This is a genomic window from Sediminicola sp. YIK13, assembly GCF_001430825.1.
Taxonomy (GTDB): Bacteria; Bacteroidota; Bacteroidia; order Flavobacteriales; family Flavobacteriaceae; genus Sediminicola.
Genome location: NZ_CP010535.1, coordinates 3,384,557 through 3,398,573, shown reverse-complemented (window position 1 = coordinate 3,398,573; position 14,017 = coordinate 3,384,557). Strand labels below are relative to the sequence as shown.

General features: G+C 42.1%; 9 protein-coding genes and 2 tRNA genes. 6 read left to right on the top strand and 5 right to left on the bottom strand.

Annotated features, from left to right (window positions below):
- Positions 1–6: 6 nt before the first annotated feature.
- On the bottom strand, positions 7–1,521 hold the full coding sequence (locus tag SB49_RS15000) for a GH3 auxin-responsive promoter family protein (RefSeq protein ID WP_062058269.1): 1,515 nt from the start codon (positions 1,519–1,521) through the stop codon (positions 7–9).
- Between the two features lie 113 nt (positions 1,522–1,634).
- Here SB49_RS15000 and SB49_RS14995 point away from each other — a divergent pair, with 113 nt between their 5' ends.
- Positions 1,635–2,429: a DUF2797 domain-containing protein gene (locus SB49_RS14995; protein WP_062058266.1), complete on the top strand. Its 795-nt coding sequence runs from the start codon at positions 1,635–1,637 to the stop codon at positions 2,427–2,429.
- Here the strand turns inward: SB49_RS14995 and SB49_RS14990 are convergent.
- From SB49_RS14990 to sppA, 3 genes are all read right to left on the bottom strand, one after another.
- Positions 2,422–5,151, bottom strand: a complete 2,730-nt coding sequence (locus tag SB49_RS14990) for an AsmA-like C-terminal region-containing protein (RefSeq protein ID WP_062059293.1) — start codon at positions 5,149–5,151, stop codon at positions 2,422–2,424. The genes SB49_RS14995 and SB49_RS14990 overlap by 8 nt on opposite strands.
- A gap of 96 nt (positions 5,152–5,247) precedes the next feature.
- On the bottom strand, positions 5,248–5,961 hold the full coding sequence (locus SB49_RS14985) for a queuosine precursor transporter (protein WP_062058263.1): 714 nt from the start codon (positions 5,959–5,961) through the stop codon (positions 5,248–5,250).
- Between the two features lie 2 nt (positions 5,962–5,963).
- Positions 5,964–7,724 (bottom strand): signal peptide peptidase SppA, encoded by a 1,761-nt coding sequence (sppA, locus tag SB49_RS14980; protein WP_062059290.1) that lies wholly within the window; start codon positions 7,722–7,724, stop codon positions 5,964–5,966.
- A gap of 176 nt (positions 7,725–7,900) precedes the next feature.
- Between sppA and folK the strand changes: the two genes are divergently transcribed.
- The gene (gene folK / locus SB49_RS14975) at positions 7,901–9,043 is read left to right on the top strand and encodes a 2-amino-4-hydroxy-6-hydroxymethyldihydropteridine diphosphokinase (RefSeq protein ID WP_062058260.1); all 1,143 of its coding nucleotides are present in this window, start codon (positions 7,901–7,903) and stop codon (positions 9,041–9,043) included.
- Positions 9,044–9,165: 122 nt separating this feature from the next.
- On the opposite strand, the gene SB49_RS14970 is transcribed toward folK, so the two are convergent.
- Entirely contained in the window at positions 9,166–9,717 is a 552-nt protein-coding gene (locus SB49_RS14970; RefSeq protein ID WP_062058257.1) for an RNA methyltransferase, read from the bottom strand.
- A gap of 200 nt (positions 9,718–9,917) precedes the next feature.
- Here SB49_RS14970 and mutS point away from each other — a divergent pair, with 200 nt between their 5' ends.
- From mutS to SB49_RS14950, 4 genes are all read left to right on the top strand, one after another.
- Positions 9,918–12,494 carry a DNA mismatch repair protein MutS gene (mutS, locus tag SB49_RS14965; RefSeq protein WP_062059287.1) on the top strand — a complete coding sequence of 859 codons (2,577 nt, stop codon included), beginning with the start codon at positions 9,918–9,920 and terminating at the stop codon, positions 12,492–12,494.
- Between the two features lie 200 nt (positions 12,495–12,694).
- Positions 12,695–12,770 (top strand) — tRNA-Gly (locus SB49_RS14960).
- 142 nt (positions 12,771–12,912) lie between these two features.
- Positions 12,913–12,996: transfer RNA gene (locus tag SB49_RS14955), tRNA-Leu, on the top strand.
- 553 nt (positions 12,997–13,549) lie between these two features.
- Positions 13,550–14,002: a hypothetical protein gene (locus SB49_RS14950; RefSeq protein ID WP_062058254.1), complete on the top strand. Its 453-nt coding sequence runs from the start codon at positions 13,550–13,552 to the stop codon at positions 14,000–14,002.
- Positions 14,003–14,017 lie beyond the last annotated feature (15 nt).

The window sequence follows — 14,017 nt, the reverse complement described above, 5'->3', positions numbered from 1 at the left end:
CACTATTTACTTGTTCATTTGTAGCAATTCTTCGACATAAGTCCTCTCATTGGACAACCGTGGTATTTTATGTTGACCTCCAAGTTTACCTTTGGATTTTAGCCAATCGTAGAAAAGATTATGACGCGCAATATGCACTTTTGGCATATTCAAAGTCATATTGTGATAGCGTTTTGCCTCGTAATCTGAATTCAAGGATTTAAGGGCATTATCCAATATTTCCGTGAAGTACTCGATCTCTTCGGGCGGTGTTCTGAATTCAATGATCCACTCATGACCTCCCTTTTCCTTATCGCTCATAAAGATTGGGGCAGCGGTATAATCTTTGATTTCGGCACCTGTTTTTTTACAGATACTTTTTAGGGCCTCCTCCGCATTTTCTATGATCAATTCCTCCCCAAAAACATTGATATGGTGCTTGGTCCTACCCGTTACTTTTATACGGTACGGATCTGTAGAAGTAAAGCGAACCGTATCCCCTATCTTGTAGCGCCATAGCCCTGCATTGGTCGTGATAAGGATGGCATAATTTACTTTGGGCCTTACTTCCCACAAGGGGACCACCCTTTGCTCCAGGGTGCCGTAATTATCCATGGGGATGAACTCATAGAATATTCCATAGTCCAACATCAACAATAGATCATCGGCATGGTTTCTATCCTGTATGGCAAAAAAGCCTTCGGAGGCATTATAAATCTCGTAATAATTAAAGTTTTTTCTTGGCAGTAACGATTTGTATTGGTCCTTATAAGGTCCAAAGTTGACACCACCGTGGAAATAGACCTCCAAATTTTCCCACACCTGGAACAGATGGTCCTTGCCCGTCTCCTCCAGCACATTGTTCAAGAGCACCAACATCCAAGACGGTACACCGGCCAAACTGGTGACATTTTCCTGTACGCTTTCCTTAATGATGGCCTGCATTTTGGATTCCCACTCGCTCATTAAGGAGACCTTATTGCTTGGGGTACTGCTCAATTCTGCCCAAAACGGCATATTGTCTATCAGGATGGCAGATAGGTCCCCAAAGAAGGTGCCATTGTCCTGATACAGCTCCTTACTTCCTCCAAGCCGAAGACTCTTTCCTGTAAACAACTGGGAATTTTCGTTATTGTTAAGATAAAGGCACAACAGGTCCTTGCCCGATTTATAATGGCAGTCTTCCAGGGCCTCACTGCTTACCGGAATAAATTTACTTTTCGCATTGGTGGTTCCACTACTTTTTGCAAACCACTTGATTGCCGTGGGCCAAAATATATTTTGCTCTCCCCTTCTGGCGCGTTCTATCATGGGCTCAAATTCCTCATAGGAAACTATGGGCACCCGTTCTGCAAAAGTTTTATAATTGGGGATGGACTTAAATCCGTATTTTCTTCCCAGTTCCGTATCCTCGGCAATGGACAATAATTGGCGCAACACCTCTTCCTGCACTTCTCCTGGATATTTCAAGAAAAGTTCTATCTGGTGATCGCGCTTTTTTAGCAACCAAGATGCGATGGAATTAAATAACGGTATTGGCATTTTTCGGTATCTTTATCCTATAAATGATAGGCTTTGATTTTTGGTTTATGTCTTAAAAATAGTTTTTAAAGTTATCATTTCAAATTGAATTCTAATTAAATAAATACGCTTTTATGCAGTTCAAGGGAGTCTTAAAAAAAATGCAAACAGAAATAGGAAACCCCATTCAATATTATCTGGTTTTTGAAAACGACTTTTTAAATGTCAACCAAGTGCTGGACAAGGAATTGGAAATTGAATTCATTAAATACCAGTGTCTAAATTGCAATTTGGACAAGCCTATCTACAGACAGGGGTTTTGTCGCAATTGCTTTTTTGAAATCCCCTCAGCAGGAGATTGGATCATGAGACCTGAATTGAGCACGGCCCATTTAGATCAGGAGGACAGGGATTTGGAGTATGAAAAGAAGGTACAACTTCAGCCCCATGTTGTATACTTGGCCAATTCCAGTAATATTAAGGTGGGCGTGACCCGAAAATCACAGGTCCCTACAAGATGGATAGACCAGGGAGCCCATGAGGCCATTGAAATAGTTGAAGTTCCCAATCGTTATTTGGCGGGAATCACCGAGGTTGCCCTTAAAGATCATATCGGCGACAAAACCAATTGGCGCAAAATGCTCACCAACAATGTGGATGATGAGGATTTGGTTGAATATAGAAATAAATTGAGGCAGTACATCCCGGAGGAGGCTGCCCCATATTTTATCGAAAACAACCAGGAAAGCCATATGGAATTTCCTGTATTGCGATACCCGGAAAAGGTAAAAAGCCTCAATCTTGAAAAAACACCCCATTTCAAGGGTATTCTCAAAGGTATAAAAGGACAATACCTCATCTTTGAGGACAATACCGTTTTTAATGTTAGGGGTAGCGAAGGCTACTATATCTCTCTAAGTATTAATTGACGCTGTCCTTTTTTACTTCGGCATCCTTCTTTTTCTTGTTCAAAAATCCGCCCAATACCCCTGAGGCAGCCTCTTTTATGGCATCCTTCTTAGGTGGCGTGGTATTGGTATTTGCCGCTGTGGTATCCTGGGTTTTAGGCTTTGTGCCCAATAGCCCTCCCAAAACTTCCTTCACTCCCTCTTGAGCTGTAGTGCTCTGGGCAGTAGAATCCTTGGTTTTGGCATCGCCTCCCAACAGACCTCCGATCAAATTTTTCGCCTTATCTTTTCCTTGATTGAGCAGCTTTTGCTTTTCAATCTCAACAAGCTTTGCTGTTAGGTTTTTTACACCACTTGTAAGGTCGGTACTCACTGTCGGACTGGAATAGAGTCCGCCTATGTTCGCACTTACGGGGATCGTAAGTCCCTCCAACGACTTGTCGTCTATTTTAGCGATCAGATTGGAGATGTCCTTGCCCAGATATTTGGCTGGCACTTCAAAAGTGGCTGTATAGTTTAATTTTTGATCGAACGTATGGCTTCCAGCAACATTGATCGCTATATCCTGATATTTGATGGTAAAAGGTTTCACCTTTACAAGTCCGTCCTCAAAAGTAAGTGCCGTTTTCAATTCCTTTAAATCCAATTTATTAAAATCGACAAAGCTTAATGCCCCATCCAAACTGGACAAGAGTTTAGATTTATCGGCGTCTATTTTTTCTGTGAACAAGGAGGCTAGGATATTCCCTGATAGGCTCACCAGATTAGGGGTGAAATCATCCTTTAGGTTTCCTGAAAGCGCGATGTCCGAATTAAGGGTACCCTGCAAAATGTTGGCTATAGGCGCCAGGACTTTGAATAGCTCCAAAGACTTGAACGTTTCTCCAATTTTAAAACTTTCCATCCCCAACTTCATGGCAAAGGTAGGGGTGTCGTTCTTGGTGGACACTTCTCCGTTAAATGCCAATTTCCCATCAAAAATAGAAGAGGTCATATTGAGGAGCTCCGCCTTTTCGTCCTTGATCTTTAGGGTCCCGGAAACATTTTTCAGCGTGAGGTTATCATAAAGCACATTGGTCGCCGTGGCATTAATGGTACAGTCCAAAAAAGAAGGGATTTTAATTTTCTCCTCTGCAGCGGGCGGGGTTTTAGATGTTGCATCTGTCCCTTCCCCTGTTGTCTCGGCCACCATAAAATCGTTGAGGGCAAAGGTGTTGGATGTGAGGTTGAAATTACCCTCTACCTTTTCGTCATTGAACATAAAGCCCAGGAGGTTGTTGATGGTTCCGGTAACATCAAAATCTGTTTTCCCGGTAGTCCCCTTCAATTCATTTAGGGTAACCGTTTTAGGATTAAAAGTTACTGCCGTATTCTCCAATTTTACAGGATTGGGAATTTCAGCTGATTTATATTCAAACCCCTGAAGGGTCAATTTCCCACTTGTCTTGGTATTTTCATATTGCTTTTTCTCCACCGTGGCCATATCAAAAGCCGTGGAAATATCCGCAGTAAGAATTCCTTTTAAATCTAAGTCTGAAGGAACTGGGTAGGCCTTGGAGATATTGGCGAGGTTCATTTTTCCATCAATATGGGCATTGACCTTGGTATTCCCCATCAGGTCCTTAATATTAGCCACCATATTAAACTTATCCTGATCTATCATGAAGCTCAGCTTACGGATATCCACAAAGGTATCTTCCGTTATTCCGGTGATATTGGTAATTTCGGTATCAATATGGACATTGTTCACCGATTTTGGCAGGTCTGGGTATTTGAAAGACGCATTATCAGATTTGATATCTATCTTGAACTGAGGGATATGAAGATCATCCACAATCCCCGTAAAAGCTCCTTCCACGGTAAAATTCCCAGTTGTTTTTACATTTTCAATGTTTTTGGAATAGGTTTCAGGAATGACCGCCAAGAAGTTTTTAAAATCCGAAGAAGGGGTTTTAAAACTGATGTTCACCTCCTGATTGTCCTCGTTCATTTTTACATAACCGTCAAATACCAACGCCAATTGATTGACCATGGCTTCATTTTTTAGGAAGGTATACTTGAACTCTTTTAAATCTACCCCGATCAGGGCCTTTAACTGAACAGGGTTTTTGTTCAGGTAATTGGTACTATCCATTTCAAAAGACACCAAGGCCGTGGTCTGCGTATCCAATTCTGATTTCTCCAAAGAAAGATCTCCAGTACCACTATGGTTCATTTCTGAAATTTCCAAACGCATGTTGGATGCCAGGTCATGGTACACCACATTGGAGTTCAATATTTCATATTTCTGAAGGGTAAGCAAAAAATTATCTTCGGTCTCTTTTGTGTCTGCCCCCTTATCCACCGCAATATCATAATTGGCATTTTCTGCCATATCATATTTAATATTCAATTGGGCCCCATCTATCTTAAGGTAGGTCAATTCTATAGGCTCAGTGGCATCCTTGAACAATTCCATGACGGACATTTTCAATTGCACCTCATTGGAAGCAAATAGCGTATCCCCTTCAAACGGCGCCTTGTTTACCAAGGAAATATCTTCCAAAGTAACCGTAGCGTTGGGGAAACTGCTAAAAAGGCTGAGATCGGCATCCGCAAAATCAAATGTTGCATTGATACTTGTGTTTACCTTTTGCTTGATCAGTTTTGTTATTTTTCCCTTCAGAAAAAAGGGTGCTGCAACTAGGACCCCTATTAAAACCACTAAAACCAATCCTGTAATTTTTGCTATTTTTCTTTTCATAAATATGTACGTGTTGTGCATTTAAGACTACGGGAAACAAAATTAACCGTAATTTTTTTTTCTACTTTCAATGGTAACAAAAAGTATTGAAATTTATTATACTTCCAAATCTATTTCTTGCCCCATTTGAAGATTAAATCGTTTTCTAAAGATATATACGAAAAAATAGAGAAAAGGAGTGTCTATAAATGCTATTAAAATCTTAAAAATGAATCCGCTCACCACCAGCCCGTAAAACATGCTCCAAGGAATGACCTCAAAAATACACAGTAGACTCACTACTGTAAAAGTATCAATAAACTGAGAGGCAAAGGTAGAAAAGTTATTGCGCAGCCAAAGCATTTTTCCCTTGGTCAACCGTTTCCAAAAATGGTAAATACCAATATCCACATATTGGGCAAACAAATAGGCGATCATAGAGGCCAGTACAGCCACCGGGGACAGGGCAAATACCTGTTTGAAGGTTGAATCATTTACGGGGGACGTATCCACGGCGGGCGCCACATTGGCCAAATACACAATCCCCATGGAAAAGAAGGAGGCAAAAATACCTGCCGTCACGATCTGATTGGCTTTTTTGGCCCCGTAGATCTCCGAAATAAGATCGGTGATCAAGAATGTTAAGGGATAGGGCAAGATACCAACGGAAACCACAAATAACGGAGCGCCAAAAATTGTGGCATCCTCACCAAAAGGCGTCCAGTAAAAGAATTTTTGAAAAATGAGGTTAGAGACCACCAAGGAGGTGATAAAAAGCGCACCCAAATACAAGTATATGGTATGCGCAAATTTCTTGTCCCTATAGGTCATACTTACTTGATGTTAAGCACAAAGGGCATTCTGGCCTGAACTCCTTTTTGATCCATGGCCGATTTCATCTGTTGTAAAATGGAGTAGATCTCTGTACCCACTTCTTCTTGGATAAATGCTTGTTTGGCCTTGGCACTACTGCCACCCAAATCTTCCATCAACTTTTCGAAGCCCGACTTATATTTTGGGAAATTCTTGATACTGTAAGAGGATAGTCCCACCATTGAGGCCGCTTCATCTATGGCCTCTTCCAAACCACCAAGTTCATCGACCAAACCTAGTCTTTTGGCATCCACACCACTCCAAACGCGACCTTGTGCCAAACTATCGGCATTGGCTACGGATATATTTCTTCCTTGGGCAACCCTGGATAAGAACGTATTATAGGTAGATTCTACCCCTTCTTGAACCCTATTTCTAAAAGAATCGCTCATGGGCTCAAAAAGCGAATAATCCACAGAGTTTTTATTGGTCCCTACCTGTTCCGCATTGATGCCTATATTATCTGCCAATTCGGTCATATTGGGAACTACCCCAAATACGCCTATGGATCCGGTAATGGTGGTAGGCTCTGCAAAAATCTTATCGGCACCCACAGCAATGTAGTATCCGCCAGAAGCGGCAACATCACCCATGGAAACTACTACAGGCTTTATTTCTTTGGTCAGTTCCACTTCCCTCCAGATAATATCCGAAGTTAGGGCGCTACCTCCCGGGGAATTTACCCTGAGCACAATAGCTTTGACCGACTTATCTTCCCTCGCTTTTATCAGGGCATCATTAATGATGTCTGCCCCTATGACATTCGGGCCCCCTTCGCCGTAAATGATCTCGCCCTGGGCATAGATCACGGCAATTTTATCGGCCCTGGTCTTCAGCTTCTTCTTCTTGGCATATTTTACGTAATCCTTAAGACCCACATAGTTTACATCCTTATCGGCATCCAGTTCAGCAACTTCCCTCAACTTAGCTTCATACTGGTCATAGAAAAGGATATCATCAATTAAACCGGATGCCTTGGCATATTCCGGGGTTCTTCCCCCCAAGGTATCGGCAATTACATTTAGATTTTCAGGACTTATATTTCTTCCTTCGGCAATATCCTCTACCATAGATGTCCACAGGGAACCTATCAATTCTTTGATCTGCGTTCTGTTGGCATCACTCATTTCATTGGCAAGGAAAGGTTCTACCGCACTTTTGTATTTCCCATGACGGATCACTTCCATCTTAATCCCTGTCTTTTCCTGCAACTCCTTAAAGAACAATACTTCCGAAGATAATCCTTTAAAGTCCATGGCCCCAACTGGATTCAAATAAACCCCATCGGCCACACTGGACAAATAGTAATCCTTTTGCATGTAAAAATCCCCATAGGCGTACACAAATTTTCCGCCTTCCTTAAACTCTTTAAGGGCATTGCGAATGGCCTGTGTTTGGGACATTCCCGCTAGGATATAATTGTTGTTTATGCTGATACCTTTAATATTGTCATCATCCTTTGCGACTTTTATGGCATGTAAAATCTCATCCAATCCCTGTGATTTATCAAAGAACCCTCCAAAAGGATCTGCATCGGCGTTGCCCACAAAATCGCTCACAGGATCTTCCATATGCAATTCCAAGATGGAATTTTTCTTTACACTCACACTATCCTCGGCCCCACCTATAAGGCTGCCAAGAATTACAAACATTACAAATAGTATCCCAATTGCGAACAATGTTCCCAAAATTGAGGCTAAAAGGTTTCTTAGAAAATTCATTAAAGTCGAAATTAAATTTGCGGTTTCAAAGATAGTCATTGTAATAGTTCCGTATTCACAATGCGCTACTTATATAGTCGCAAACTCATATGATTTGTTACAAATATTTATTTCAATTGTTTTATGGATAATAGTAATTTAAGTCGCTTACTTTTATTTATTTTGCTTTCCCAATTATGAATAATTCCAAGACCACATATCTATCTATAGGAAGCAACCTAGGCAATAAGTTGAACAACTTACAGGAGGCTGTGTTCGCTATTCAAAAAAAAGCAGGTTTCATCACCGGGCTTTCTTCTGTTTACCAGACCCCCTCATGGGGCTTTGAGGGGGAAGACTTCCTAAACGCATGCCTGTCGCTTCAAACTTTTCTGTCACCGGAACAGCTCTTGGAGGCCATCTTGGAGGTAGAAACATCGTTGGGAAGAAAACGGGGAAATGCGGAAGGTTACCAACCCAGGACCATAGATATAGACATATTGTACTATGAGCGGGAAGTGATCAAAACCGAGAATTTAGTGGTCCCACACCCAAATCTTCAAAATAGACGGTTTGTTTTACGGCCCTTGGCAGATATTGCCCCTCAATTTTACCACCCCATCATCAACAAAGACACCAGAAATCTGTTACAAGAATGTCCAGATAAAAGTGTCATGGAAAAAACCTTATTTAAATTGTACAAAAGCAAAGAAGAACTTTTTTCCAAACTACATTTCATCACCATTGAAGGAAATATAGGTGCTGGGAAGACCACCTTGGCCAATATGATCGCTGATGATTTTAATGCCAAATTGGTTTTGGAACGATTTGCGGACAACCCCTTTCTGCCCAAATTTTATGAGGACCAATCCCGGTACGCCTTTCCTTTAGAGATGTCTTTCCTGGCCGATAGGTACCAACAATTTACGGACGACACCTCACAATTTGATCTGTTTAAGAATTTTATGGTCAGTGATTACGATATCTACAAATCTTTGATCTTTGCCAACGTGACCCTTCAAAAAGAGGAGTTCTCCTTATATAGGAAGGTATTCTCCTTTATGCACAAAGAAGTGGTAAAGCCCGATATTTTCATATACCTGTACCAAAATTCGGAGCGATTGCTTGCCAACATTAAAAAGAGAGGGCGCGATTACGAACAGAACATTTCCGCCGAATATTTGGATAAGATCAATAGGGGCTATCTGGATTTTATCAAAAGTTCCCCAGAACGAAAAAGCTTGATCATTGATGTGAGTGAGCTCGACTTTGTACAAAACCAGAACGACTACGAGTTTATCTTGGATGAAATACAAAGATTTACCGTCTCCCTACCCTAGAATGTAAATTTTCGCCTAATAATTGTATAAATCAATCAGATTTGCTTAATTGCAGTGCTTTTCAAAGTAAAACTAACTAACTCAATCTTTATATCTGGACCCAACGTAACCGTTGGGTCTTTTTATTTTACACCGGATTTGGCTGCCAGTTCAATTTTTGACCAGAGGTCCCAGACCACCACTCCCGCACTTACAGATATGTTCAAGGAGTGCTTGGTTCCGTACTGTGGAATTTCTATAACCTTATCGCATGCTGTGACCACGTCTTGGGCCACCCCTTTTACTTCGTTCCCAAAGACCAACACTTGTTTTTTATCTGTTGTAGGGTTATAGTCGTTGAGCATAATGGCATTTTCAGCTTGTTCTATGGCGATGGTCTCATAGCCCAAACCTTTACACTCCTCTATCAACTCCAGGGTATCCTTTCTATATTCCCAAACTACGCTATCGGTGGCACCCAAGGCGGTTTTATGGATATCCTTATGGGGAGGGGTTGCCGTGATACCGCACAGATAAATTTTCTCTACCAAAAAGGCATCGGCCGTTCTAAAGACCGAACCTATATTGTTAAGGCTCCTAATATTGTCCAGCACTATGATTATTGGGGTCTTTTGCGCCTCTTTAAATTCGCTGACATCCAATCTGTTCAGCTCGCTATTCTCTAATTTTCGCATGTATACTTTTTATGATCCACTTTTCTAGTTATTCAAGGAACCTCAAAGCCCAGATGGACTAAAAGTTATTCCCAAAATATCAACAATGGTTTGCCAACCCTAAAGAAAATGGTACTTTCGTTACTATAAGATTTCTGCAAAAATAAGTTAATAAAATCGCTTTGGCCAATTCAAAAAAAACAAAAAAGGTAACCCCTTTAATGCAACAGTACAATACCATCAAGACCAAATATCCTGATGCCCTATTGTTGTTCCGCGTAGGCGATTTCTATGAAACTTTTGGGGAAGATGCCGTAAAGGCCTCCAAAATATTGGGTATTATCCTCACCCATAGAAATAATGGCGGGGACCGGACGGAATTGGCCGGGTTCCCTCATCATTCCTTAAATACGTATTTGCCTAAATTGGTAAAGGCCGGGCAACGGGTAGCGATCTGTGACCAATTGGAAGATCCAAAACTGACCAAGACAATTGTAAAAAGAGGAGTCACGGAATTGGTAACCCCAGGGGTTGCTTTTAATGATGACATCCTGAATGCCAAGGACAATAACTTCCTATGTGCCGTTCATTTTGGCCGAAAGACCATAGGGGTCTCCTTTTTGGATATATCTACGGGGGAGTTTCTCACCTCCCAGGGAACGGAGGAGCAGATCGATAAATTGCTGCAAAATTTTTCCCCAAACGAGGTATTGGTCTCCAAGGCCAATAAAAAGGAATTTTTAGATGTTTTCGGGAAGCAGTTTCATACCTTTTTTACCGAAGACTGGATCTTTCAAGAGGACTACGCCTTGGAAACCCTGACCAATCATTTTAAGACCAGCACCCTAAAAGGTTTTGGGGTGGACCATTTAACGTATGGGGTGGTAGCCTCGGGGGCCGTGTTGCACTACCTTTCGGAAACGCAGCATCGCCAATTACAACATATCAATAGATTACAGCGTATAGCTGAAGAAGAATATATCTGGATGGATAGGTTTACCATCCGAAATTTGGAGCTCTACCATTCCAACAATCTCAATGCGGTCACCTTATTGGATGTTATAGACAAGACCATTTCCCCAATGGGCGGGCGCTTGTTAAAAAGGTGGTTGGCGCTCCCCTTAAAGAATATTGAAAAGATAAGAAGACGACACCAGGTTATTACTTACCTCTACGAGGACCCCATCACCCTGCAGAAACTACAGCACAACATTCAACAGATGGGTGATCTAGAGCGCTTGATCTCCAAGGTGGCCACGGGTAAAATCAGTCCCAAGGAAGTCATACAATTAAAGAATTCCCTGGAGGCCGTTGTACCCGTAAAACAACTGACCACCAAGAGCACCAATGAAGCCGTAAAACTTATTGGTGACCAGCTACATTCCTGTGAGTTGCTCAGGAGCAAGATCAAGGAAATGGTAAGTGAGGAAGCCCCTGTGAACATGCTCAAGGGCAGCACTATAGCCAAAGGATACTCGGAGGAGCTGGACGAGCTTAGAGGCTTGGCTTTTTCCGGAAAGGACTACCTCAACAAAATGTTGGAAAGGGAAACGAAAAGCACAGGGATCACCTCGCTGAAGATCGCCTCCAACAATGTTTTTGGGTATTATATAGAGGTCCGCAATACGCATAAGGACAAGGTGCCGGAAGAATGGATCCGCAAACAGACCTTGGTGAATGCAGAGCGGTACATTACTGAGGAATTAAAGGAATATGAATCCAAAATTCTGGGTGCCGAAGAGCGCATCCAAAACTTGGAGCAACAACTGTTCTCCCAACTGATCGTTTGGATGCAGGAGTATATCTCCCCGGTACAGAACAACGCCCAACTGATTGCCCAGCTAGACTGCCTTTGTGGGTTCACCCAACTGGCAAAAGACAATAATTACGTGGCCCCTACCATGAACGACTCTACGGAACTGCTCATAAAAAATGGGCGTCACCCGGTCATAGAAAAACAGTTGCCCTTGGGAGAGGCCTATATTGCCAATGATGTGACCTTGAACCGGGAGGAACAGCAGATTATTATGATCACGGGGCCCAACATGAGTGGTAAATCGGCCATTCTACGGCAAACAGCCCTGATTGTCCTCTTGGCACAGATGGGAAGTTTTGTCCCTGCAGAGTCGGCCGAAATTGGGTATGTGGACAAGATCTTCACCAGAGTGGGCGCCAGTGACAACATTTCTATGGGGGAATCCACGTTTATGGTGGAGATGAACGAGACCGCCTCCATATTGAACAACCTATCGGAGCGGAGCCTGGTGCTTTTGGATGAAATAGGAAGGGGGACCAGCACGTATGATGGTATTTCTATAGCATGGGCGATATCTGAGTATTTACACGAGCATCCTGCCCGGGCAAAAACGCTCTTTGCCACCCATTACCATGAGATCAATGAGATGACGGCCACCTTTCCGAGGATAAAAAATTACAATGTCTCGGTAAAGGAACTCAAGGACAACGTCCTGTTCTTGCGCAAGCTTGCCCCTGGGGGCAGCGAACACAGTTTTGGGATCCATGTGGCCAAAATGGCGGGGATGCCGCAGCAGGTGATCCATAAGGCCAATAAAATTCTGAAAAAGCTGGAGAAATCCCATTCCAATGAAGAGCTGACGGATAATCTTAAGGCAGCACAGAATGAAATGCAGCTGAGCTTTTTTAATTTGGACGATCCTTTGTTGTCCCAAATTAAGGAAGAAATCCTTCATTTGGACATTAATACGCTTACCCCTGTGGAAGCCTTGATGAAACTGAACGAAATTCAGCGCTTGCTCACCAAAAAGAAAAACGCTTAGACAGTGGAGGAACAGCCGTATTAACTTGGTACTTAAGGGCCTGATGGCTATAGGGAGAAAGGGCTGAGGGCCATGGGTTGTGGGGGTTTATTTTTTTTATTTCTTTTTGAACAAATTTCTTTGCCTTTTATAGAATTGTATTAAATTTGCATCCGCATCAGACAAAGATGTGGCCCTATGGGCAAACGTTCTTAACATTCGCGAAAATAGCTCAGTTGGTAGAGCGCCACCTTGCCAAGGTGGAGGTCGCGGGTTCGAATCCCGTTTTTCGCTCCATTTTGAGATCGAAAAATTAGTGTCGGTAACGACTCTAAAATCTAGCGACTTTGGTCGCGGGTTCTCCCGATAGCTATCGGGACCGTTTTTCGCTCATTTAAATCCACGTTCTACCAATGGTAGGATCGCTGCGCAAGCAGAGGCTCGAGTGGTGGAATTGGTAGACACGTTGGACTTAAAATCCAATGGACATTAGTCCGTGCGGGTTCAAGTCCCGCCTCGAGTACAAATGAAGAAAAGACCAAAGCGAAAGCTTTGGTCTTTTTGTTTTAAGTGCTGAGCCAAATTTATTTGAGCGAAAGCGGGCAAAACAAAAATAACAGTCCTGAAAGGACCGGTCTTTTCTTCTCAACATGTTCGAACGGGACTCACCGAACAAAGTGAGGTAATTCTCGCCTGAAATACTTCAAAACACTTTCTGACAAACATTTGCCAAATGTATTTGTGCGAGGGCACATGAAACCAAAACACGGCATACCATGCCGACTTTTCCACTATCAAGATGTTCGGGCGGGACTCACCGAACGAAGTGAGGTAATTCTCGCCCCTAGAACAATAGCAACAATTGATATACCAAATATCGGTGTTTTTTTGTCTCCATACTCACTATAAAACCAACTCACCAATGCATCATTTCATGCCTTACCTATCTAGTTTTTAGGGAATTAAACCCAATAACATGCATTTCAACGTTTATTTTGGTATTTGGAACTGCAATAACCGAAGGGATTCATTTTTAACATTCATTTGCGCAATAATTGAACAAACACTAAAACAAAATGAAAAAACATACGTATCTATTCTTCGCATTGACAATGGTAATTATTACAGGTTGTAGCAAGGATGACAACAGTGAAACCTCTATTATCAGTAGAGTTTTCCAATTAAGTGCAGTATCTGATTCCAACATTAGTGGTACGGCTACTTTTATCAAGAAAGAAAAGGGACTAACCGAAATTGTATTGCAGATCAGCAACTCCTCTACGGACATCCATCCGGCAAAAATCTATTTGAACAATGCTGTTCAAGGAGGTGAAGCAGCCATTACGCTTGCTGCTATTGAGTGTGATTGTGAAGCTAGCACTACAATGGTTTCTAAATTGGACAATGGCACTGCTATTTCTTATGAGGAGCTGGTAAATTTTAATGGACATCTAAAGATCCATCAAAATGCAAACCATATGGAAGTGGTCATTGCTCAAGGGAACATTGGTTCTAATGTGAAACTATAACTCAAGAATTCTTAT